The 22214-nt window shown below is 72.4% G+C and carries 18 protein-coding genes; 9 read left to right on the forward strand and 9 right to left on the reverse strand.

Going from position 1 to position 22214, the window contains the following annotated elements; all coding sequences use genetic code 11:
* Positions 1-2: 2 nt before the first annotated feature.
* The 5 genes from ACFZDA_RS01355 to ACFZDA_RS01375 form a co-directional block, all read right to left on the reverse strand.
* Complete coding sequence (locus tag ACFZDA_RS01355) at positions 3-176, reverse strand: hypothetical protein (protein ID WP_391073096.1); 174 nt, start codon at positions 174-176, stop codon at positions 3-5.
* 202 nt (positions 177-378) lie between these two features.
* The gene (locus tag ACFZDA_RS01360; RefSeq protein WP_391073097.1) at positions 379-603 is read right to left on the reverse strand and encodes a hypothetical protein; all 225 of its coding nucleotides are present in this window, start codon (positions 601-603) and stop codon (positions 379-381) included.
* 384 nt (positions 604-987) lie between these two features.
* A complete protein-coding gene (locus ACFZDA_RS01365; protein WP_391073100.1) occupies positions 988-2010 on the reverse strand; it encodes a CNNM domain-containing protein in 1023 nt (340 codons plus the stop codon).
* Positions 2007-3350 (reverse strand): CNNM domain-containing protein, encoded by a 1344-nt coding sequence (locus ACFZDA_RS01370; RefSeq protein ID WP_391073102.1) that lies wholly within the window; start codon positions 3348-3350, stop codon positions 2007-2009. Before ACFZDA_RS01370 ends, ACFZDA_RS01365 begins: the two co-directional genes overlap by 4 nt.
* Positions 3351-3544: 194 nt before the next feature.
* Entirely contained in the window at positions 3545-4060 is a 516-nt protein-coding gene (locus tag ACFZDA_RS01375; RefSeq protein WP_391073104.1) for a MarR family winged helix-turn-helix transcriptional regulator, read from the reverse strand.
* A 128-nt stretch (positions 4061-4188) separates the two neighbouring features.
* Between ACFZDA_RS01375 and ACFZDA_RS01380 the strand changes: the two genes are divergently transcribed.
* Positions 4189-4704 (forward strand): YceI family protein, encoded by a 516-nt coding sequence (locus ACFZDA_RS01380; protein WP_391073107.1) that lies wholly within the window; start codon positions 4189-4191, stop codon positions 4702-4704.
* Between the two features lie 11 nt (positions 4705-4715).
* On the opposite strand, the gene ACFZDA_RS01385 is transcribed toward ACFZDA_RS01380, so the two are convergent.
* Both ACFZDA_RS01385 and ACFZDA_RS01390 read right to left on the reverse strand, forming a co-directional pair.
* Positions 4716-6422 (reverse strand): hypothetical protein, encoded by a 1707-nt coding sequence (locus ACFZDA_RS01385; RefSeq protein WP_391074540.1) that lies wholly within the window; start codon positions 6420-6422, stop codon positions 4716-4718.
* 130 nt (positions 6423-6552) lie between these two features.
* Positions 6553-10671 carry a molybdopterin-dependent oxidoreductase gene (locus ACFZDA_RS01390; RefSeq protein ID WP_391073110.1) on the reverse strand — a complete coding sequence of 1373 codons (4119 nt, stop codon included), beginning with the start codon at positions 10669-10671 and terminating at the stop codon, positions 6553-6555.
* A 194-nt stretch (positions 10672-10865) separates the two neighbouring features.
* On the opposite strand from ACFZDA_RS01390, the gene ACFZDA_RS01395 reads away from it, so the two are divergent.
* From ACFZDA_RS01395 to ACFZDA_RS01410, 4 genes are all read left to right on the forward strand, one after another.
* Positions 10866-11261 carry a cell division protein SepF gene (locus ACFZDA_RS01395; RefSeq protein WP_391073112.1) on the forward strand — a complete coding sequence of 132 codons (396 nt, stop codon included), beginning with the start codon at positions 10866-10868 and terminating at the stop codon, positions 11259-11261.
* A gap of 87 nt (positions 11262-11348) precedes the next feature.
* Positions 11349-12506 (forward strand): AAA family ATPase, encoded by a 1158-nt coding sequence (locus ACFZDA_RS01400; protein WP_391073115.1) that lies wholly within the window; start codon positions 11349-11351, stop codon positions 12504-12506.
* Positions 12503-12826 carry a MazG-like family protein gene (locus ACFZDA_RS01405; protein ID WP_391073118.1) on the forward strand — a complete coding sequence of 108 codons (324 nt, stop codon included), beginning with the start codon at positions 12503-12505 and terminating at the stop codon, positions 12824-12826. The genes ACFZDA_RS01400 and ACFZDA_RS01405 overlap by 4 nt, the downstream gene beginning before the upstream one ends.
* A 199-nt stretch (positions 12827-13025) precedes the next feature.
* Positions 13026-13496 carry a DUF6099 family protein gene (locus ACFZDA_RS01410; protein WP_391073120.1) on the forward strand — a complete coding sequence of 157 codons (471 nt, stop codon included), beginning with the start codon at positions 13026-13028 and terminating at the stop codon, positions 13494-13496.
* A gap of 613 nt (positions 13497-14109) precedes the next feature.
* On the opposite strand, the gene ACFZDA_RS01415 is transcribed toward ACFZDA_RS01410, so the two are convergent.
* Positions 14110-14283, reverse strand: a complete 174-nt coding sequence (locus ACFZDA_RS01415; RefSeq protein ID WP_391073123.1) for a hypothetical protein — start codon at positions 14281-14283, stop codon at positions 14110-14112.
* A gap of 239 nt (positions 14284-14522) precedes the next feature.
* Here ACFZDA_RS01415 and ACFZDA_RS01420 point away from each other — a divergent pair, with 239 nt between their 5' ends.
* Positions 14523-15446 (forward strand): TIGR03560 family F420-dependent LLM class oxidoreductase, encoded by a 924-nt coding sequence (locus ACFZDA_RS01420; RefSeq protein WP_391073126.1) that lies wholly within the window; start codon positions 14523-14525, stop codon positions 15444-15446.
* 94 nt (positions 15447-15540) lie between these two features.
* On the opposite strand, the gene ACFZDA_RS01425 is transcribed toward ACFZDA_RS01420, so the two are convergent.
* Positions 15541-16341 carry an SAM-dependent methyltransferase gene (locus ACFZDA_RS01425; protein WP_391073129.1) on the reverse strand — a complete coding sequence of 267 codons (801 nt, stop codon included), beginning with the start codon at positions 16339-16341 and terminating at the stop codon, positions 15541-15543.
* A gap of 156 nt (positions 16342-16497) precedes the next feature.
* Here ACFZDA_RS01425 and ACFZDA_RS01430 point away from each other — a divergent pair, with 156 nt between their 5' ends.
* The 3 genes from ACFZDA_RS01430 (at position 16498) to ACFZDA_RS01440 (ending at position 22206) form a co-directional block, all read left to right on the forward strand.
* Positions 16498-17961: a 3' terminal RNA ribose 2'-O-methyltransferase Hen1 gene (locus ACFZDA_RS01430; RefSeq protein ID WP_391073132.1), complete on the forward strand. Its 1464-nt coding sequence runs from the start codon at positions 16498-16500 to the stop codon at positions 17959-17961.
* On the forward strand, positions 17958-20534 hold the full coding sequence (locus ACFZDA_RS01435; protein ID WP_391073135.1) for a polynucleotide kinase-phosphatase: 2577 nt from the start codon (positions 17958-17960) through the stop codon (positions 20532-20534). The genes ACFZDA_RS01430 and ACFZDA_RS01435 overlap by 4 nt, the downstream gene beginning before the upstream one ends.
* A gap of 154 nt (positions 20535-20688) precedes the next feature.
* Positions 20689-22206 carry a hypothetical protein gene (locus ACFZDA_RS01440; protein ID WP_391073137.1) on the forward strand — a complete coding sequence of 506 codons (1518 nt, stop codon included), beginning with the start codon at positions 20689-20691 and terminating at the stop codon, positions 22204-22206.
* Positions 22207-22214 lie beyond the last annotated feature (8 nt).

Below are 22214 nucleotides of genomic sequence, written 5' to 3' on the forward strand. Positions count from 1 at the left end.
GCCTACTGTTGGGCGCCGCTCTCCTGCTGCACGGGCGCGTGCCCGTTGAGGGCCTGCGTCATCTGGTGCTGCGTCTCCTCGGCGACGACGCGAGCCTCCTCGACGACGTCACCGCGTTCGCGTATGAGGCTTGCGTAGATCGGCAGTTCTTCGTTGCGGGGCGAGTCGGGTTTCACAGGGTTGTCCTAACGCTTTATCCGGGTCTGAGGGGCCCGTGTAAGTCTGCGTCATGCCGAGCCGGGGTGTTACCCACCCCCGTCGTGTCCAGAATTCCGTCACGAGCTTCGCGAATTCCCCATCTTTGCGACCGTGGGAAAACGCCCGGGCATGGCGAAGGGCCCCGGGAATCACACCCCGGGGCCCTTTACGCGGATGCCGTCAGAGCGACGTCGTGTGCAGGTCCGCGCTGCCGCCGGCCGCGGCGCCCTCCGGCGACAGGGACCCCTGGAGGTTGGCGCAGAGGCCCGCCGTCAGAGGCTCGACCAGGCCGCCGGAGAGGGTGCCCACGAGGTCCGCGGAGGCGCCGCCCGCCATACCGCCGGAGACGTTGTCCAGGTCGGCGTCGGAGAGCTCGGCGCTGTCTACCTGAGGGGTGAGGTTCATGGGGTGTTTCCCTTCGCGTGAATGTCTTGCCGTGGCGGCGCGCGTGGGGGTCGCCGGATCCAGAATCGAGATTCCGTGCCGACGGCTCCGCCGTGCGCAGGATCAAAGCATTTCGCGAAGCAGACGGCCAACCGATCGCCGGCGTCGAAGTGGACGCTGCGGCGACCGCCTTCACCGACATGATCACCGGGGCACCGAAATGTGCCCACTCCTTCACGCAACCCGTCGTCCTGCGGCACGTACGGGTATTGCGCCCGGATTCCCCAAGCGGGCACTTCGGCGCCAAGTTCCCATGCCGTGTCACTGACTTGGCGCCCGTCCTGCCGTTCCACGGCGTCCTTGCGAACGGTGTGCAGATTGGCTGGAGGTTCGGATTCCGCTTCGTCAGGCCACCGCGGCCGGCTGCATCAGCCGGGCCAGCAGATCGTCCAGGGTGACCAGTCCGGTGAGCCGGTCCGCGGTGTCACGGACCACGGCCAGGGAGGACCGGCGGCGGCGCAGCACCTCGATCGCGTCGGCGACCGTGGTGTCCTCCGTCAGCTCGGGCACCGGACGGGCCAGTTCCCGGGCGGTCGTGGCCCGGCCCCGGGCCCGGGCGACCAGGGCGTCCCGGGCGTGGACCGAACCGAGGACGGCCCCGTCCTCCCGGACCAGCAGCCGGGTGCGGTCGTGCGCGGCGGCCAGTCGCAGCAGTGCCTCGACGTCCGTGCCGCCCTCGACCCAGGTGATCTCCGCGGCGGGGATCCGCAGCGCCGCCACCGGCGTCTCCGGCTCGGTCAGCGAGCGGGTCAGCAGCTCCGAGTCGGTCGCGCTGATCAGGCCCAGCCGCTCGGACTCCGCCACCAGGTGCGTCAGCTGCTCCCGGTCGTGCACCGAGGCCAGCTCGTCGCGCGGGGCCACCCGGCACAGCCGTACGAGCGCGTTGCTCACGGCGTTGAGCAGCCGGATCAGCGGCCGTACGGCCCGCACCACGGCCCGGAACGGCGGGGAGAGCAGCATCGCGGAACGCTCGGGGTGGGCGATCGCCCACGACTTGGGGGCCATCTCACCGACCACCATGTGCAGGAACACCACCACGACCATCGCCACGGCGAACGCCACGCCGTAGCTCACGGCACTGGGCAGGCCCAGGGTGTGCAGCAGCGGGTCGAGTTCGTGCGAGATCGCCGGCTTGGACACCGAGCCCAGGCCCAGGGTGCACACGGTGATGCCCAGCTGGGCGCCGGCCAGCATCAGCGACAGCTCGCGCATACCGGCCAGGGCCGCCCCGGCGCCGCGCCGCCCCTCGGCCGCCGCCTTCTCCATGCGGTGCCGCTTGGCGGCGACCAGCGCGAACTCGGCCGCCACGAAGAAGCCGCTGCCGATCAGCAGCAGCACGGTCACGAAGAGCGCCATCGGGAAACTCACGCCATCTCCTCGGCTTCCGGGGCCCGCACAACCGGGCTGATCCGGACCCGGTCGGCCACGTGCCGGTCCAGCGTGCGGACGTCGATCACGGCGCGGGCGCCGTCGGGCAGCTCGACGGTGACCCGGTCGCCGACCGTCGGGAAGCGGCCGAGCCGGTCCACGACCAGGCCGGCCACGGTGTCGTAATCGTCGTCCTCCGGCAGCCGGACACCGGTGGCCTCGGCCACCTCGTCCAGTCGGCGGCCGGCGTCCACCAGCCAGCCGTCGCCGTCCGCGACGGCCAGTACGGTGACCCGGTCGGACTCGTCCGCGATGTCGCCGACCAGCTCCTCGGCGATGTCCTCGTACGTGACGATGCCCGCCACGCCGCCGTGCTCGTCGAGGACGACCGCGAACTCGTCGTCCTGCTCCCGCATTCGCGTCACCGCGTCCGGCAGCCCGAGGGTGTCCGGCAGCAGCAGCGGCCGCCGGGCCACCTCACCGGCCCGCGCGCCGGCGAGGCGCGCGGCGGGCAGCGCCATCAGCTCGCGCACGCCCAGCACGCCCACGATGTCGTCCGGGTGGTCGCCGAGGACCGGGTAGTTGGAGTGGCCGTGCCCCGCGATCAGGCCGACCGCCTCGTCGGCGCCGGCGTCCGTGCGGACGAAGACGGCGTCGGCGCGCGGCACCATCACCTCGTCGAGGGTCCGCTCGGAGAACTCCAGCGCGTGGTCCAGCAGCGCGGCGGTGTCCTTGGGCAGGGCGCCCTGCTCGTGCGACTCGCCGATCAGATGCCCCAGCTCCTCCAGCGTGGCGCCGTGATGCAGCTCCTCGACCGGCTCGATGCCGGCCTTGCGCAGCAGTTTGTTCGCCGCGCTGTCGAAGACGCGTACAACAGGGCCGACGACCTTCAGATACGCCAGCGTCGAGGGGGCCAGCGCCTTCGCAAGCCGCTCCGGCACGGCGATCGCGAGGTTCTTCGGGGCCAGCTCGCCCAGCACCATCTGCACGACCGTGGCCAGCACGAAGGCCAGCGTCACGGAGACGCCGCTCACGGCCGCCCCGGGCAGGCCGAGCCCGGACAGGGCGGGCCTGAGCAGCGCGGACACCGAGGGCTCGGCGATGAAGCCGACGACCAGGCCGGTGACGGTGATGCCGAGCTGTGCGCCCGACAGCATGAACGACAGCCGCTCCAGCACCCGCAGTGCGCGGGCGGCCTTCTTGTCCCCGGCCTCGGCCTCACGCGCGAGCGTGAGCCGGTCCGCGGAGACGTAGGCGAACTCCTGGGCGACGAAATAGCCGGTGCCGGCGGTCAGCACGAACACGGCGAGCAGGCCCAGCAGGGCGTTCGCGGCACTCATCGACGCATCGATTGCGAGGGGGCGTCCCGCCGCGTGCCGCGATCACTGATGTCGTGGCGGGATGGCCGGGGACTGTGCCCCGGAGGGTCCGTCGGTCTGGCGGACAAGAAGTGGCTCCTCATGTGTGGTGTGTATCGGGGTGAACGTTCGTCATCGCGCCCGTGTTCCCGGATTCTACGGCGGTGTAGAGAACCTCAGTCCGTGCGGGACTCCACGCGGGACTCCTCGGCGAGGTCCGGCACCAGCGCGCGCAGCGCTTCCCGCTGGTCCGGGCCGATGAAGCGGGCGAGGGACTGCGTCACCGTCCCCGCGAGCGGGCCGGCGGCCTCGGTCAGGAGGCGGCGGGCCTTGTCGGTGAGGGTGACCTCGACGCCGCGCTTGTCGCCGCACACCGCTCTGCGGGTGACGAGGCCGGCGTGCTGGAGGCAGGCGATCTGGTAGGTGAGACGGGTCTTCGGACGGCCCAGGAGCTCCGCGACGCGCGTCATGCGCAGGCCGCCCTCGGGCTGCTCCGCGAGCAGGCACAGGATCAGGAACTCGTCGTGCGAGACGTCCAGCTTCTCCTTCACGACCGAACGCAGCCGCTGCTCCACCGCCCCGGTCGCGGCGAGCACCAGCATCCAGGCCCGCAGCTCGGCCGGCAGCAGCCCGCTGCCCTCGGCGGAGGGGCATTCAGGCAGGTCGGCGGGGTGCTCCTGGGGGTCGGCCATGCATCCAGCGTACCTGTCGTCCAACTTTGGAACAGGGGCTTGTTCAATTTTGGACGAGCCGCTAGCGTGCAGTCATCCAATTTTGGACGAGACAGGTTTGGGCAACCCGACCCGAGTGGAGAAAGATCATGACCGTCGCTGTGGAAACCGGACTGTGGCAGCTCGACACCACCGCCTCGACCGTCGGCATCCGGCACAAGACCATGTGGGGCCTGGTCACCGTGAAGGGCACCTTCGGCGCGATCAGCGGCTCGGGTGAGGTCCGGGCCGACGGGTCCGCCGTCGGCACCCTCACCTTCGGCGTCGCCTCCCTCGACACCAAGAACGCCAAGCGCGACACCCACCTGAGGTCCGCCGACTTCTTCGACGCCGACCACCACCCCGAGATCACCTTCATGGCCCGCAGCGCCGAGCTGCGCGACGGCGACCAGGTGCACGTCGTGGGCCAGCTCACCGTGCGCGGCGTCAGCAGGCCGCTGTCCCTCACCGCCCGCCTCACGGACGGGAACGCCACAGGGCTCACGCTGGAGACGGAGTTCACCGTGGACCGGGACCAGTTCGGCATGGGCTGGAACCAGCTGGGCATGATGCGCGGCCGGACCACGGTCACCGCCGCCCTGCGCTTCGTCCGGACCACCGGCTGACACGGCCCCTGTCAGCCCGACCGGCGCACCGCCTGCTGCACATCCGTGCTCGACAGGGTCTGCGGCGCCGCCGTGAACGCGCGCAGCCGGATCCGGGCCCCCGGCCGGGGCAGGGTGAAGCGGCCCGAGGGCGGCTGGAGTTCATAGCGGGCGGTGGCATGCGCGGGCAGGGCGCGCGGGCCCCGGACGACCCGCCAGTACGGGTCCATGCCCTGGCCCATGGTCAGGGTGAAGTGCGGGGCGAGGGCCGTGTCGTCCGTGTTGGTGACCTGGAGGGTGAGGCGCGAGACGGTCGCCGCGGTGGGATGGCGGGCCGCGACGACCCGCATGCGCAGGGGCGGCGTGCCACTCGCCGCCACGGCCGCGCAGCCCAGCGCGGGCAGGAGCAGCAACGCCGCCAGGGCGATCCGGGCCGGGCGGCGCCGCGGCCCGGACAGCGGACGAACCCGGGGCTGCCACGCCCCGGCGAACGCCGACGCGGGAGCCGTGACGGCCGCCGCCAGCCACAGCGGCGTCATCAACAGGTAGTAGCCGTCCTGGGAGCGGGTCGCCAGATAGAAGGCGCACCAGGGCAGGACGGTCGCGGCCGGCCCCAGCCGCCGTACGAACAGCACGAACAGCACCAGCAGGCCGGCGAACAGCAGCAGGCTCGCGAAGGAGTACCAGCCGAGCCGGTCGCTGCCGTTCGTCAGGTACAGCGAGACGTCCACCACGCCCTGCCCGTGCAGCACCGCTCCCTGCGTCAGTGGCAGGGCGATCCCCGTCAGCCACGGGCCCGGCTCGCTGACGACGAAGTAGGTGTTGACCAGCAGCCACAGGGTCGCCGCGGCCCCCGCGAACCGCAGCACCACCAGCGCCGCGGCCCGGCCGCCCAGCTCGCCGCGCCGCACGGCGTAGAGCCCGGCCAGCAGGAACGGCGCCAGGAACCAGGGGAGTTGCTGTGCCGCGCACGCCGCCCCCAGACACGCGGCCCGTGCCAGACCGGCCGCTCCGAGCCGCCCGCCCGCGCCGATGCGCGGCCAGCGCACCACCACCGGCACCAGCAGGGCCAGGGCCACGATCGCCGGGTAGCCGAGCCGCCCGTACGACGGCAGCATCCCGAAACCCAGGCACACCATGGTCGCCGCCGACCGCCACGGCGCCGGCAGCATCCGCCACAGCACGACCGTGCCGGCGACCAGCGCGCCCGTGCTCACCGCCGTCGCCGGAGCACCGCCGTGCCCCAGCCACAGCAGCGGCACGGCCAGCAGCGGGGCCAGCGGCGGATAGCCGTAGGTGAGGTCGTAGCCGCCGGTCACCGTCGGTGTGAGGGCCACACCGTGGCCGAAGAGCCAGGGCCACGGCTGCCCGTACACCGGGTGCCCCGCGGCCACTTCCCGCGCCGCCTGGGTGGTGAGCAGCGCCTCGTCGGAGCCGTGGTGGAGCATGACCCACGCGCACAGGGCGAGCGTCACGCCCGTCACCAGCACGCACAGGTCCACCCGCGCCAGCGACCGCTGCCGGCGGACGGCCAGGGCCAGCACCCCGCATGCCAGCACCGAGGCGTAACAGAGCGAGATCACCGCGGCCACGGCCGGCCGGTGACCGGCCGCCGTCGCCCACACCGCACGGGTGCCGATCAGCAGACTGATGTCCGCGAGCAGGGTCAGGACGCGGTGCCACTGGGCCGGGGGCGGCGGCACGGCCACCGCCGACTGCGTGCGCGAGCCGGGCACCACCAGCGTGGTTTCTGCCGAGTACACGCCGCAGGACGCTAACCGCCGCCGGTGAGCGGGGCCCGGGCGGCGGTGAAGAGGCGGGTGTGAGGCGGGTAAGGACCGCAGGGAGAGCCCGGGGAGCGCCGCCCGCTCAGTACACGTCCCGTACGTACCGCTTGTCCGCCGCGAGTTGTTTCACGTACACGGCGGCCTCCGCCTCGCTCAGCCCGCCGTGGGCCACCGCGATGTCCCGCAGGGCCCGGTCCACGTCCTTGGCCATGCGGGAGGCGTCGCCGCAGACGTAGAAGCGGGCGCCGTCGCGCAGCCAGTGCCACAGCTCCGGCCCGTGCTCGCGCATCCGGTCCTGCACGTACACCTTGTTGCGCTGGTCGCGGGAGAAGGCCGTGTCCAGACGGCTCAGGGTGCCCTCGTCGAGCAGGGCCGTCAGCTCGTCCTCGTAGTAGAAGTCCGTCGCGCGGTGCTGCTCGCCGAAGAACAGCCAGTTGGGGGCCCGGTGCCCGAGGGCCCGCCGCTCCTGGAGGAAACCGATGAACGGCGCGACGCCGGTGCCGGGGCCGACCATGACCATCGGGGTCGACGCGTCGGCCGGGGGCCGGAAGTGCGGCGAGCGCTGTACGAACACCGGCACCTCGGTGTCCGCCCCGGCGTCGGCGAGGAACGGCGAACACACCCCGCCGCGCCGACGCCCCCGCAGGTTCTCGTACCGCACCACGGACACCGTCAGCGACACCTGGTGGGGATCGACCAGCGGGCTGGACGATATGGAGTACAGCCGCGGCTGGAGCCTGCGCAGCACCCCGGCCCACTCCTCGGCGCCCGCCCGCACCGCGTACTCGGCGATCACGTCCACGGCCTGCCGCCCCCAGCACCACTGGGCCAGCCCGTCCTTGTTGTCGGGCCGCAGCAGCCTGCGCAACTCGTGCTTGTCCCGGGCGCGTTCGGCGACGAACCGCAGGAAATCGGGAGTGATCTTCGTGATGTCCAGGTGCCGGCCCAGCGCCTCGGCGAACGGCACCTCGCCCACCCCGGCCACCTCGACGGCCGCCCCGGCGTCCAGCCCGGTCACCGCCAGCCACTCCGCCACGAGGGCGGGCGCGTTGACCGGCCGCACGCCCAGCGCGTCCCCGGCCTCGTACGCCAGGTCCGTCCCGCTGGTGTCGAAGGTGAACCGCCGGACCTCCTTGCCCGCGCCCGGCCCGCTGAGCAGCCGGTTGCCGACGAGCCGGGCGACCGCGGCGGCGGGCTTCGGCTTCGGCTCGGGCTTCGCTCGCGGTCCGGGCTTCGCTTCGGGTTCGGGCCCTGAGACCGGGGAGCCGGCCGGCGCGGTGTCCGGACCGCCCAGTGCCGAGAGCACCTGGTCGAGCCACGCCCCGGCGGAGCTCCCGTAGTCCGGCTCGCAGTCCGTACGCGGGGCCAGCCGCACCCCGCCCAGCTCGTCGAGGCGCGCGTCCAGCCGGCGCCCGTGCCCGCAGAAGTCGTCGTAGGAGGAGTCGCCGAAGGCGAGTACGGCGTACCGCACCCCCTCCAGCCGCGGGGCCTGTTCGCCGGAGAGCGTGTCCCAGAAGCCGGTGCCGTTGTCGGGCGCGTCACCGTCACCGAAGGTACTGGTGATGAAGAGCAGGTCCGCCGTGCGGGCGAGCGTGACGACGTCCGCCTCGTCCATGCCGACGAGGCTCGTACGGTGCCCGGTCGCGGTCAGCCGCTCGGCGGTGGCGGCGGCGAACTCCTCGGCGTTCCCCGTCTGCGAGGCCCACAGCACCACGACCTCACGGCCGGCCGGCTCCCGCGCGGGGGCGGCCGGTGGTGCCGAGCGCGAGTACATGCCGGCGAGGACCCCGTTGACCCACAGGGCGTGCTCGGGGGTGAAGGGCGCGTCGGGCGGGAGCACCGGAACGCCGGGGGCGCCCGAGCCGAGCCCGGCGAGGAAGCCGGTGAGGTACTGGCGTTCCTGCGCGGACAGCACCGGGGGAGGGGACGGCTGGAGCCCGAAGGGGTCGGTCCCGGCGGGAGTGACGGTCGTCGGCGTCAGAGCCCCGGCCGGTTCCTCGCGTACGGCGCTCGCCGCCTCCCGCACGGAAGCCTCCCGCACGGGTGCCGCCACCTTCGCCAGCGACGCCGCGCACACCTTGAACTCCGGCTGGAACGACAGCGGATCCACCGCGTCGCTCGTCACCGCGTTGATGCTCAGGTACTCGCCGAACAGGTCGTTCCAGTGGAAGGGCGCGAAACAGCAGCCCGGCCGCACCCGGTCCGTCACCACCGCCGGCAGCACCGCCCGCCCGCGCCGCGAGGCGACCTCGACCAGATCGCCCTCCGCGACCCCGAGCGCGTCCGCGTCCCGCGGGTGGAGCTCCACGAACGGCCCCGGGTTCAGCTTGTTGAGCTTGGCGACCTTCCCGGTCTTGGTGAGCGTGTGCCACTGGTGCTGCACCCGCCCGGTGTTGAGCACGAAGGGATAGTCGTCGTCCGGCATCTCGGCGGCGGGCAGATGCGGCCGGGCGAAGAAGACGGCACGGCCGCTCGCCGTCGGGAACCGCAGCCCGTCGTCACCCACGTACCGGACGGGATTGCGCTCCGGCCCGTCCTCCCGCGCCGCCGGCCACTGCACGGGCGTCCTGCGCAGCCGCTCGTAGGAGACACCGCGCAGGTCCCACTGCGTCTTCGGGTTGTGGAACCGCCGGATCTCCTCGAAGACCTGCTCGGCGCTGTCGTACGAGAACCCCTTCTCGTACCCCATCGCGCACGCGACCTCCGCGATGATCCGCCAGTCGGCCATCGCCTCCCCGGGCGGGTCCGCGGCGGCCCGGGTCAGGGTGAGGTTGCGCTCGCTGTTGACGAAGACGCCCTCCGCCTCGGTCCACATCGCGCCGGGCAGGACGACATCGGCGTACGCGTTCGTCTCGGTGTCCGTGAACACGTCCTGCGTGACGACGAACTCGGCGGCCTCCAGACCCTCGATGACCGTACGCCGGTTGGCGACCGAGGCGACGGGGTTGGTGCAGATGATCCAGCAGGCCTTGATCTCCCCGTCGGCCATCTTCCGGAACATCTCGACGGTGCCCTGCCCGGCCCCGTCTGCCCGCAGGGTCCCCGGCGGCAGCTCCCACACCTCCTCGGTGAACGCCCGCTCCTCGGCCACGAGCACCGACCGCTGCCCCGGCAGCCCCGGGCCCATGTAGCCCATCTCGCGCCCACCCATGGCGTTGGGCTGGCCGGTGAGGGAGAACGGCCCGGCGCCCGGACGGCAGATGGCGCCCGTCGCCAGATGCAGGTTGACCAGGGCGTTGGTGTTCCAGGTGCCGTGCGTGGACTGGTTGAGACCCATCGTCCAGCAGCTCATCCACCGCCGGCCGGCCTCGCCGATCAGTGTCGCGGCCCGGCGGATGTCGTCCTCGGCGAGCCCGGTGATCTCGGCGACCGCCGCCGGGGCGTAGTCGGCGAGGAACCCGGGCAGGTCCTCCCAGCCTTCGGTGTAGGCCGCGACGAACTCCGGGTCGGTGTGCCCGTCCTCGTGCAGCAGGTGCAGCAGGCCGTTCAGCAGCGCGAGGTCGGTCCCCGGCCGGATCTGGAGGAACAGATCGGCCTTGGCGGCGGTGGCGGTCCGCCGCGGATCGACGACGATCAGCCTGGCGCCCGCCTTGACCCGCTCCATCATCCGCAGGAAGAGGATCGGATGGCAGTCGGCCATGTTCGAGCCGATGACGAGGAAGACGTCCGCCTGATCGAAGTCCTCGTACGAGCCGGGCGGCCCGTCCGCGCCCAGCGACAGTTTGTAGCCGGTGCCCGCGCTGGCCATGCACAGCCGCGAGTTCGACTCGATCGCGTTCGTCCCCACGAACCCCTTGGCCAGCTTGTTCGCCAGGTACTGCGCCTCCAGGCTCATCTGCCCGGACACATAGAAGGCGACCGCGTCCGGCCCGTGCGTGTCGACGATCGCCCGTAGCCGCGCGGCGGTCTCGGCGATCGCGTCGGCGACGGGCGAGGGCACCGGCTCCTCGCCCCGGTCGTCCCGGACCAGCGCCGTGGTGAGCCGCCCGGGCGCGGCGAGCAGGTCGGCGGTGGTCGCGCCCTTGGTGCACAGCCGGCCCGCGTTCGCCGGGTGCGCCTTGTCGCCGGACGCCTTCAGGACCGTGCGCCGCCCGTCCGGGCCCATGCCGACGTCGAGCACGAGACCGCAGCCCACCCCGCAGTACGAGCAGACGGTGCGCACCGCTTGCGTCTTCTGCTGCGGCCGGGGGGTCGTGGTCATGCCGTCGACGGTACGAACGCCCCGTTACGCAGGTGTCACATCGCTTGATCATGAGGAGTTACGCCCGTCACACAGCCGTCTTCCGGCCGTTGTGAGGTGCATCGAGGTGGCGGAGCGTGTCGCAGTTGGGCCGAACGGGTGACCGTGCGCAAGAATTGGCCGATGGAGACAGCCAGCGCGAGCCAGGACGGAGCATGCCGGTGAACAGCCACGATGTCACCGACGAACAGTGGGAGGGGCTCGCCCAGGTCGTGCCGCTGCGGGGCCGGGACGCCTGGCCGTCCTCCGTCGGCAACCGGTCCATACCCGAGGCCGAGACCGAGGCGCGACGCCGCTTCGTCGTGTTGCGGGTCAACGTCTTCGCCGACGCCCGTGACGTCGCCGAGACCCTGATGGCGGGCGTGCCGGTGCTGCTCGACCTGACCGGCGCGGAGACGGAGGTCGCCAAGCGCGTCCTCGACTTCAGCACCGGTGTCGTCTTCGGTCTGGCCAGCGGAATGCACCGGGTGGACCGCAACGTGTTCCTGCTGACACCGGCGGGGACCGAGGTGACGGGGCTGATGGAGGGGGTCGGCGTTCCCGGGGTGTGATGCCCATCGAGGGCCGGGTCGCCCGATCGTAGGAAGCGGCGGGAGACGGAACGGTTCGTCCCGCGGACGGAGTCCTACGGTCCGGACATGACCCAGCCCCCCGCTGCCCTGCCGCCCACTCCTCCCGCCCCCCTCGTTCGGCCGCGCATCACCGAACTGCGGCTGTCCGCCTTCGCCGGGCACCGCCGCGCCGCACTCCCGCTCGGGCCGCTCACCCTCCTCGCCGGTCCCAGCGGCTGCGGCAAGTCCAGTGCGCTGCGGGCGTACGAGGCGCTCGCCCGGCTCGGGGCAGGCGCGGTGCTCGGTGAGGCGTTCGCGGACCCCGTCGCCTGTGTGCCGGAGCGGGCCCGGCCCGACGCGCAACGCCGCCGCGGCTTCCGTATCGGCTGCACGGCCGACGGGCCCGCCGGCCCGGTCCGGCTCGATATCGCCGTGCAGGCCGAGCCTCAGCTGCGTGTCGTGGGGGAGCGGTTGACGGCCGGCGGACTGGTGCTGCTGGAGACCGCCCTGCGCGACCCCGGGAAGCGGGCCGTGCAGGCCGCCTGGCACACGGCCGGGCCGACGCCGGTGACCCGTGGGCCGCTGCCGGACGACCGGCTCGGGACCGCCCTGCTGCCCCTGCGCGTGGCCGGCCGGACGCCCGGGCAGCGCAGGGTGCTGGCCGCCGCCGAGCAACTGGTCGTCGCCCTGCGCTCCGCCTTCGCCTGCGATCCCGACCCCGGCCGGATGCGCCGCCCCGTGCCGGCGGGCTCCGGGCGGCTGCTGCGCGACTGCGGCAACCTCGCCGATGTCCTGTCGCGCACGCGCGCCGAGTGCGGACACCGGCACACGCAGTTCGTCGCCGCCGTACGGGCCGGCTGCGCGGGGCCGGTGGCGGACGTGCTCGCCGAACAGCTGGACAACGGCACGACGCGGGCGGTGCTCGACCGGGGCGACGGCGTCCGGACCGGGCTGCGACGGCTCGGGGACGGCGAACTGCGGTACATCGCCCTGGGGTTGGTGCTGCTCACCGGCCCCGGGGTGCTGGAGGTCGACCCGGTCAGCGAGGTGCCCGCCGCACTCCAGACGCTCACCGTCCTCGCCGACGGCTTCGACCGGAACCTGGACGTACGGCAGCGAGAGGAACTGCTGCGGCTCGCGGTCCGGATGTGCGAGCGGGGGCACATCCGGCTGGTCGGCGCGGTGAGCGACGCGTCCTGGGCCGCCGGGACCGACGGGGCCACAGTGGTACACCTGAAGCCGTGACAGAACCTCTCGACGTGGCCGAACTGCAACGCCGGCTGGCCGAGTTCGCGGCCGCGCGGAACTGGCAGCTCTACCACACCCCCAAGAACCTGGTCGCCGCGCTCAGCGTGGAGGCGTCCGAACTGGTCGAGATCTTCCAGTGGCTGACGCCGGAGGAGTCGGCCCGGGTCATGACCGATCCGGACACCGCGCACCGGGTCACGGACGAGGTCGCCGACGTGCTCGCGTATCTGCTCCAGCTGTGCGAGGTGCTCGGCATCGACCCGCTGGCCGCGCTGGACGCGAAGATCGACCGGAACGAACGGAGGTTCCCGATCTAGGAGTCACACAGCCCATGCCACGGAGCCGCACAGTCCACTTGTACTCTGCGTAATCAAAAAGCGGCCCGATTCTGAATTGTTGTCCGCAGATTTCCGTCTTCCTCTGGCTTTTTGTCTCACGCCCCTTCACTCTGGGTAGTGAACAAGGGAGTTCGGGCGGACGGACGCGCGGAGCGCGTCGGACAGGACGGGGCAGCGCATGGACGCGGTGCGGCTCATCGTGACGAGCAGGCGGTCCCTGGCCGCGGGCGGCGACGTGCCGGGGATCCTGGCCGAGGTGTGGCAGGCACAGGCCCTCGCACAGGCGATAGGAAGCCGCCTCGCGGTCGCCGGGCCGCCCGAACTGCGCGGCGAGGCCCTGGGGTTGACGGAGCTGGCGGGCCGTGGCTGCGGTGTCCTCGACCCGCCCGAACTGGCCCCCGGTGAGCTGCGGGCGGGCCAGCTCACGGAGCTGGGCGACGCCCGCCACACCCTGATGTACCTCGGCGGCCTCCTCGGCGAGGTCGGCATCGCCCTCGTGGGCCTCGCCTGCGCCGCGGACGACGAGGGCACGTACTGGCAGTGCATGGAGGCCATCGACGCGGCGGACGAGTCCCGGGACCGCGTCCTGGAAATGCTCCGCAGACTCGCGGACCGGGAACAGGTGTTACCGGAGAAGGAGGCGGGATAGCAACCACCGCGAACCGCCTCGGACTGCCGGAGACTGCCTCCGGCTACGAGACCCCGACTTCGGCCGCCATGGACCGTCTGCGGCTACGACGGCCCGGCCTGGCCACCGGGGACCGGCCCTGGCCATCATGTACCGGCCCTGGACACCACGGGCCGGTCCCGGCCGCCGCGGACCGGCCTGGCCGCCATGTACCGGCCCTGGCTACCACGGACCGGTCCCGGCCACCGCGGACCGGTCCCGGCCACCACGGACCGGTCCGGCCACCGCGGGTGGGTCTGGCCACCACGGACCGGCCTGGCCACCACGGACCCTTCCCGGCCGCCGCGGACCGGCCTGGCCGCCATGTACCGGCCCTGGCTACCACGGACCGGTCCCGGCCACCGTAGAGCGCCTCCGGCTGTCAGAGCTGGCTTCGGCCACTGCGGGCCGGCCTCGGCTACCGGAGACCGGCTTCGGCCGCTCCCGCCCGCCCGGCCATCACGTACCGGCCCCGGCCACGTAGGCCGACTCGGCTGCCAGAGACCGGCTTCGGCCGCCACGCACCGGCTTCGGTCCCCGCAGACCGGCCCGGCGCCGCCGCATACCGGCTTCGGCCGCCCCGCCGGAGCGGAGCTCAGCCGACCTGCTTCTCCTCGCCCGACCTCCGGTCGGCGTCCCCCGCCGCCTGGAGATCCGCGTCCAGCGCCGACAGATCCGCGTTCAACGCCGCCATCAGCTCCTCCATCTGCTGCAACAGCCCTTTCGGCTGCCCGGTCCCGCCCTGCTGCGGCACGGTCTCTTCGGACATGACGGCCTCCTCGGCCCCTGGCCCCCGGGGAGGCCGACGCGGATGACTCACCGGCCCTCACCGGCCGGCGTGGAAGCCGGGGGCTCCGGCTCCGCCCGAGCCAACGATCATCAACGGGGCCGGTCACTGGCCCGGTCACGCGGGACCCGCGGTATGGACGTAATTTCACCCGACCGGGGACCGTGCGCGACGGGGGTCCGATCGCGGCGTCCCGCGGCCCGGCGTGCAGGATGGGAAGCATGGACCTTCGCATCTTCACCGAGCCCCAGCAGGGGGCCACCTACGACACTCTGCTCACCGTGGCCAAGGCCACCGAAGAGCTCGGCTTCGACGCATTTTTCCGTTCCGACCACTATCTCCGCATGGGCTCCGTGGACGGCCTGCCCGGCCCCACCGACGCCTGGATCACGCTGGCCGGACTCGCCCGCGAGACCAAGCGCATCCGGCTCGGCACCCTGATGACCGCCGGCACCTTCCGCCTCCCCGGCGTGCTCGCCATCCAGGTCGCGCAGGTCGACCAGATGTCCGGCGGCCGGGTCGAACTCGGCCTCGGCGCGGGCTGGTTCGAGGAGGAGCACAAGGCCTACGGCATCCCGTTCCCCAAGGAGAAGTTCGCCCGCCTCGAGGAACAGCTGGAGATCGTCACCGGCCTGTGGTCGACGGATCTCGGCAAGACCTACGACTTCCACGGCACCTACTACGACCTCACGGACTCTCCCGCGCTGCCCAAGCCCGCGCAGGAGAAGATCCCCGTGCTCGTCGGCGGCCACGGCCCGACCCGCACCCCGCGGCTGGCCGCCAGGTACGCCGACGAGTTCAACATGCCGTTCGCCTCCGTCGAGGACAGCGAGCGCCAGTTCGGCCGGGTGCGCGCCGCCGCCGAGGAGGCCGGCCGCAAGGGCGACGACCTGACCTACTCCAACGCCCTCGTCGTGTGCGTCGGCCGGGACGACCAGGAGGTCGCCCGCCGGGCTGCCGCGATCGGCCGAGAGGCCGACGAGCTGAAGGTCAACGGCCTGGCCGGCTCCCCGGCCGAGGTCGTCGACAAGATCGGCCGCTACGCCGAGGTCGGAGCGAGCCGCATCTACCTCCAGATCCTCGACCTGGACGACCTCGACCACCTGGAGCTGATCTCCTCGCAGGTGCAGTCGCAGCTGTCGTAGGACTGGTACGGCAGGAGAGCAGGACGGCCGTCCGGCGGATCCGGCGTGGAGCGCGATCCGCAGGACAGCCGTCCGTCACGGCCTGCCCCGCCCGTCAGGGCTTGCGGCCGACCGCCACGTACAGAGGCATCTCCTCGCCCCCGCCCGGTTCACCGAGTTCCGGATGCCACCGCGCGGCCAGCACCACCCCCGGCTCCACCAGCTCAAGTCCCGTGAAGAACGCCGAGAACTCGGCGTGGGAGCGCACCTGCGCCGCCGTGCCGCCCTTGCGGTACACCTCGACGACCCGCTCCCAGGTCTCCGGGTCGAAGTCGCCCGTGGCGTGCGAGAGCGTCAAGTAGCTTCCGGACGGCAGGGGTTCGACAAGTTCGCGGACGATCCGGGCGGGCTCGTCCTCGTCCCCCACCAGGTGCAGCAGGGCCACGAGGGACAGCGCGATGGGCTGGGTGAAGTCGAGGGTGTCCCGGGCCGCCGCGATGATCTTCCCCGGTTCCCGTACGTCGCCGTGGACGTAGGCGGTCTTTCCCTCCGGCGTGCTGTGCAGCAGGGCCTGGGCGTGCCGCAGGACGATCGGATCGTTGTCCGCGTACACCACCCGGGCCTGCGGGACGGTCTCCTGGACGATCTGGTGGAGGTTCGGCTCGGTCGGAATGCCGGTTCCGATGTCGAGGAACTGCCGGACGCCCCGCCCGGCCAGCAGCCGGGAGGCGCGGTGCATGAACAGACGGTTGGTCCGCGCCAGTTCCCTCGCGGCGGGGAAGAGGGATATCACCTGCTCCGCCGCCTCCGCGTCGACCGGGTAGTTGTCCTTCCCGCCGAGGTAGTAGTCGTACATGCGTGCCGAGTGGGGTTTGCCGGTGTCGATGTGTCCCGCACTGGTCCCGGCGTCTGTCACGTGAGGCCTCCGCATCTTTGCGTGGGCGCCCTTCCGAATCCCCTCGAACGCCCGGTCGACCGGGAGGCTAGCGAAAATTTTGGGGTGCCGTCGGTGCCGGCTCTGTACGGTGGGGCGTATCCGCAGTTCAGACCACTGATCAAAGGTCGACCCACCGTGTTTCTGACCATCACGACCACCGGCACCCCGGAGCACCCCGCCACCGAACTCGGCTTCCTGCTGCACAAGCATCCCGAGAAGGCGCAGGCGTTCTCCACCTCCTACGGCACGGCCCACGTCCTCTACCCCGAGGCCGACGACCAGCGTTGCACGGCGGCGCTGCTGCTGGAGGTCGACGCGGTGGCCCTGGTCCGGCGGGGCAAGGGCAAGGGCCGGGGCGGCGCCCCGGACGCGGCACTCGCGCAGTACGTCAACGACCGCCCGTACGCCGCCTCCTCCCTCCTCGCCGTGGCACTGAGCGGCGTGTTCTCCAGCGCGATGAAGGGCGTCTGCAACGCCCGGCCCGAACTGCCCGCCGCACCCCGGCCGTTGCGCATCGAGGTGCCGGCGCTGCCCGCCCGGGGCGGCCCCGCACTGGTACGACGGCTCTTCGAGCCGCTGGGCTGGACGGTCACGGCCGAGCCCGTGCCGCTGGACACCGCGTTCCCGCAGTGGGGCGACTCGCGCTACGTCCGGCTCGAACTGGAGTCCGCGGACCGCACCCTCGCCGAGGCACTGCGCCACCTCTACGTCCTGCTCCCGGTCCTGGACGACGCCAAGCACTACTGGGTCTCCTCCGACGAGGTCGACAAGCTGCTGCGCGCCGGCGAGGGCTGGCTGCCCGGCCACCCGGAGCAGAAGCTGATCACCAGCCGCTTCCTCTCGCGCCGCTGGTCGCTGACCCGGCAGGCGACGGAGCGGCTGGAGCTGGTGCGGCTGGCCGAGGCGGACGACAGCGCGGTCGAGGAGATCGACAACGCGGTCGAGGCGGAGACCGAGACCGAGGAGCGGCCGACCCCGCTGGCCGTACAGCGCCGGGAGGCGATCACGGCCGCGCTCAAGGCGTCCGGGGCCGCCCGGGTGCTCGATCTCGGCTGCGGCCAGGGCCAGTTGGTGCAGGCGCTGCTCAAGGACCCGGCGTTCACGGAGATCGTGGGTATGGACGTGTCGATGCGCGCGCTCACCATCGCCTCCCGGCGGCTGAAGCTGGACCGCATGGGGGAGCGGCAGGCCGCGCGCGTCAAGCTCCTCCAGGGCTCGCTCGCCTACACCGACAAACGGCTCAAGGGGTACGACGCCGCCGTGCTCAGCGAGGTGATCGAGCACCTCGACCTGCCCCGGCTGCCCGCGCTGGAGTACGCCGTGTTCGGCGCCGCACGGCCCAGGACCGTCCTCGTGACGACCCCGAACGTCGAGTACAACGTGCGCTGGGAGAGCCTCCCGGCCGGCCACGTCCGGCACGGCGACCACCGCTTCGAGTGGACCCGGGCCGAGTTCCGGGCCTGGGCGCGGGCGGTCGCCGAACGGCACGGATACGAGGCCGAGTTCATACCCGTCGGCCCGGACGACCCGGAGGTGGGGCCGCCCACCCAGATGGCCGTGTTCACCCTGACCACCCCGAAGGAGGCGAAGGCGGCATGACCGACGTACGCGAGGGGCGCGTCCTGCCCGTCACCGACCTCTCCCTGGTGGTCCTCGTCGGCGCCTCCGGCTCCGGCAAGTCCGCGTTCGCCCGCAGGCACTTCAAGCCGACCGAGATCATCTCGTCCGACTTCTGCCGCGGTCTCGTCTCGGACGACGAGAACGACCAGAGCGCCACCAAGGACGCCTTCGACGTCCTGCACTACATCGCGGGCAAGCGCCTCGCCGCCGGCCGCCGCACCGTCGTGGACGCGACCAGCGTGCAGCCCGACGCCCGCCGTCAGCTGGTCGAGCTGGCCAGGCGGTACGACGTGCTGCCGATAGCCATCGTGCTCGACGTCCCCGAGGACGTGTGCGCCGAGCGCAACGCGGCCCGCACCGACCGCGCGGACATGCCCCGCAGGGTCATCCAGCGCCACACCCGTGAACTGCGCCGCTCCCTCAGGCACCTGGAGCGCGAGGGCTTCCGCAAGGTGCACGTCCTGCGCGGCGTCGAGGACGTCGAGACCGCCACCGTCGTCACCGAGAAGCGCTTCAACGACCTGACCCACCTCACCGGCCCCTTCGACATCATCGGCGACATCCACGGCTGCTCCGCCGAACTGGATTCGCTGCTCGGCAAGCTGGGCTACACCGACGGCGTCCACCCCGAGGGCCGGACCGCCGTCTTCGTCGGCGACCTGGTCGACCGGGGTCCCGACAGCCCCGGCGTGCTGCGCCGCGTGATGGCCATGGTGAAGTCGGGCAACGCCCTGTGCGTGCCCGGCAACCACGAGAACAAGTACGGCCGTTACCTCAAGGGCCGCAAGGTGCAGCACACCCACGGCCTGGCCGAGACCATCGAGCAGATGGCGGGCGAGAGCGAGGAGTTCGCCGCCGAGGTACGGAAGTTCATCGACGGCCTCGTCAGCCACTACGTCCTCGACGGCGGCCGGCTGGTCGTCTGCCACGCCGGACTGCCCGAGAGGTACCACGGCCGCACCTCCGGCCGGGTCCGCAGCCACGCCCTGTACGGCGACACCACCGGGGAGACCGACGAGTTCGGCCTGCCGGTGCGCTACCCGTGGGCGGAGGAGTACCGGGGCCGGGCGGCCGTCGTCTACGGCCACACTCCGGTCCCGGAGGCCACCTGGCTCAACAACACCATCTGCCTGGACACCGGCGCCGTCTTCGGCGGCAAGCTCACCGCGCTGCGCTGGCCGGAGCGCGAGCTGGTCGACGTCCCCGCCGAGCGGGTCTGGTACGAGCCGGCGAGGCCGCTGCGCTCCGAGGCCCCCGGCGGGCAGGACGGCCGCCCACTGGACCTGGCGGACGTACGGGGCCGCCGGGTCGTGGAGACCCGGTACCAGGGCCGGATCTCGATCCGGGAGGAGAACGCGGCTGCGGCCCTGGAGGTCATGAGCCGCTTCGCGGTGGACCCGCGGCTGCTGCCGTACCTCCCGCCGACGATGGCCCCGACCGCGACCTCGCACGAAGACGGCTACCTGGAGCACCCGGCCGAGGCCTTCGCCCAGTACGCGCGGGACGGTGTCGCCCGGGTCGTGTGCGAGGAGAAGCACATGGGGTCCAGGGCGGTGGCCCTGGTGTGCCGGGACGCGGAGACGGCCCGCAAGCGGTTCGGAGGTGGGGGCACCTCCCGCTCGAGCGAAGCCGGGAGTGGGACAGGCCCCACCGGTTCCCTCTACACCCGCACCGGCCGCCCGTTCCTCGACGACGACGCCCTCACCGAGGAGATCCTCGACCGGGTGCGCACGGCGATCGGCGAAGCCGGCCTCTGGGACCACCTCGAGACCGACTGGCTGCTGCTGGACGCCGAGCTGATGCCCTGGTCGCTGAAGGCGTCCGGGCTGCTGCGGTCGCAGTACGCCGCCGTGGGCGCCGCGTCCGGCGCGGTGCTCCCCGGCGCGCTGGCCGCGCTGGAGGGCGCGGCGGCACGGGGCGTCGACGTGACCGGACTGCTGTCCCGCACCCGCGAACGGTCCGCCGACGCCGCCGCCTTCACCGAGGCCTACCGCCGCTACTGCTGGACCACAAACGGCCTGGACGGCGTCCGTCTGGCACCGTTCCAGATCCTCGCGGTCCAGGGCCGCAGCCTCGCAGGACTGCCGCACGACGAGCAGCTCGCCCTGCTCGACCGGCTCGTCGAACACGACGGCAGCGGCCTGCTCCAGACCACCCGGCGGCTCTACGTCGACACCGCCGACCCGGAGTCCGTCCGGGCCGGTGTCGACTGGTGGCTGGAGATGACCGGCCGCGGCGGCGAGGGCATGGTCGTCAAACCGGTCGGCGCGCTCGTGCGCGACGACCAGGGCCGCCTGGTGCAGCCCGGCATCAAGTGCCGGGGCCGCGAGTACCTGCGGATCATCTACGGCCCCGAGTACACGCGCCCGGAGAACCTGGCCCGCCTGCGCTCGCGGTTCCTCAACCACAAGCGGTCCCTCGCGATCCGCGAGTACGCGCTCGGTCTGGAGGCCCTGGACCGGCTGGCCGGGGGCGAGCCGCTGTGGCGGGTGCACGAGGCGGTGTTCGGGGTGCTGGCGCTGGAGTCGGAGCCGGTGGACCCGAGGCTGTGACCCGCGGAGCCGACTTCCGGCCAGGGTGCGCCACCCTGGCGCGAACCTGGCCGGAAGTCGTGAGCCCGGTCCCAACCGTCCCTGGTTAACCGTTGGTTGCCGTGCTAACTTCGCTGGTCGGTCAGGCAGGTGAACCGACTCAGGGGGAAAGTCGGTGCGGACAGGTGCGGCCGCCGGCGAGCCCGGTGGCGATGGCGGGCATCAGCCGCCTTTCGAGCTGCTGTTACAGCTCACCGAGGTCCTCAGCGAGCTGGGCTGCGTGGAGGACGCGCCGAGCCGGGTGCAGTTCGCCAGTCTGCTGGGAGGCCAGCTCGGCCGGCAGGTGGACATACGCGGCGTCAGGCTCCGTGAGGACGTGGCGACTCTGGTGACCGCCGCGCTGAGTGCGGCGGGCGGGGAACACGTACTTGTCGGAGTGGTCCGCATCCTCGAAGGCGCCCCCGCCGGAGACGAACTCGCACGGCTGATCGCCCCCGTCCCCGCCCTGCCCGGACCGCTGTCCAAGGAGGACGAGAAGAGCGCCCGCGTCGCGCTCACCCGCGGCGACCTGCCCGCCGCGCGGTTACGGGACGGTCTGGCCGAGGAACTCGTCGGCGTCGACCTCCCCGACGGGCTCACCCCCGAACAGCTCTTCGCGCACCTTCTCGAATGGAACGCACAGGACGACGGCCTGCCGCCCGCCGTCGTCCTCCTCGATCACGCGGCCCGCCTCGCCCGGACCCTCGACCACCGCCTCGCGCTGACCGCCTGGGCCGACGACTGGGCCGGACGCGAGGGACTGACCGCCGAGTTGGCCGGACGCCGGGAGAGACGCGCCGCGGTGGCGTGGTCGCCCGACATCCCCCGCACCCTCGTCGTCGCCGTCGAGCCGGCCCGGGACGGCAGCACGGACGTGGTCGTGCGGACCTGGACGAACGCGACCCCGGGCCGGTGGGACCCACGCCCCGGAGAGCCTGACACGATCCCCCTGGACGGCCTCGGCGAAGCGGTGGACGAGGCGCTCCAGAGCGGCACCCGGCTCTGGCTGGTGCCCCGCGAACCGGACCGGAGCGGACTCCAGGAGCCGCCTGCGTACATAGAGTTCATCCTTCCGTACGATCTGCTGAACCACGATGTGGCCGGGTTGACGTTCGCCATCGGTGACGGTGAGCCCACTCCGCTCGGCCTGCGGTACGGGGTCCATCTACGCAGTCTCGAACGCATGCGTACGGACAACGCCGTGGTCCGGCAGCAGTGGAAGCGGCGTTGGGCGGCTCTGAAGCAGCATGGGATCACGGTGCACGCCTGGAGAGAAGCGGACGCCCGGCGGCTGCGCGCGTGGCAGATCGCGCTCGCCGGGGAATCGAGAAGTACGGCAGTGCTGTTGGACGCGCCGACCGGGGCGCCCGCCCTGGAGGCACTCAAAGCGGCGATCGCGGAGGGGATCGGGCTGGCCGTCTGGGACCGCAGAGGTGTGTTCATGGAGGAGCGGCGCGAAGTCGTGACCGCGGTGTTCGCGGCCGTCACGATGCCCGTGCAGCTTCCTTCCGTCATTCACCGCATGCGCAGGAACGCCGAGAGTGGCGCGGAGGACGCGGTCCAGTACCTGGCCCGGAACGTCGGATTCCTGTGGGACGACCCCACCCGAGTCGTCGACATCCAGGCCACCGACCCCGGCGATCTCGCCAGCTGACCTAGGAG

The organism is Streptomyces sp. NPDC007991 (assembly GCF_042958445.1).
Lineage (GTDB): Bacteria > Actinomycetota > Actinomycetes > Streptomycetales > Streptomycetaceae > Streptomyces.

Coding starts and splice junctions, on each gene's coding strand:
- ACFZDA_RS01360 (WP_391073097.1), bottom strand. CDS start 603: ATGAACCTCACCCCTCAGGTAGACAGCGCCGAGCTCTCCGACGCCGAC.
- ACFZDA_RS01370 (WP_391073102.1), bottom strand. CDS start 3,350: ATGAGTGCCGCGAACGCCCTGCTGGGCCTGCTCGCCGTGTTCGTGCTG.
- ACFZDA_RS01375 (WP_391073104.1), bottom strand. CDS start 4,060: ATGGCCGACCCCCAGGAGCACCCCGCCGACCTGCCTGAATGCCCCTCC.
- ACFZDA_RS01380 (WP_391073107.1), top strand. CDS start 4,189: ATGACCGTCGCTGTGGAAACCGGACTGTGGCAGCTCGACACCACCGCC.
- ACFZDA_RS01390 (WP_391073110.1), bottom strand. CDS start 10,671: ATGACCACGACCCCCCGGCCGCAGCAGAAGACGCAAGCGGTGCGCACC.
- ACFZDA_RS01395 (WP_391073112.1), top strand. CDS start 10,866: ATGCCGGTGAACAGCCACGATGTCACCGACGAACAGTGGGAGGGGCTC.
- ACFZDA_RS01400 (WP_391073115.1), top strand. CDS start 11,349: ATGACCCAGCCCCCCGCTGCCCTGCCGCCCACTCCTCCCGCCCCCCTC.
- ACFZDA_RS01410 (WP_391073120.1), top strand. CDS start 13,026: ATGGACGCGGTGCGGCTCATCGTGACGAGCAGGCGGTCCCTGGCCGCG.
- ACFZDA_RS01415 (WP_391073123.1), bottom strand. CDS start 14,283: ATGTCCGAAGAGACCGTGCCGCAGCAGGGCGGGACCGGGCAGCCGAAA.
- ACFZDA_RS01420 (WP_391073126.1), top strand. CDS start 14,523: ATGGACCTTCGCATCTTCACCGAGCCCCAGCAGGGGGCCACCTACGAC.
- ACFZDA_RS01435 (WP_391073135.1), top strand. CDS start 17,958: ATGACCGACGTACGCGAGGGGCGCGTCCTGCCCGTCACCGACCTCTCC.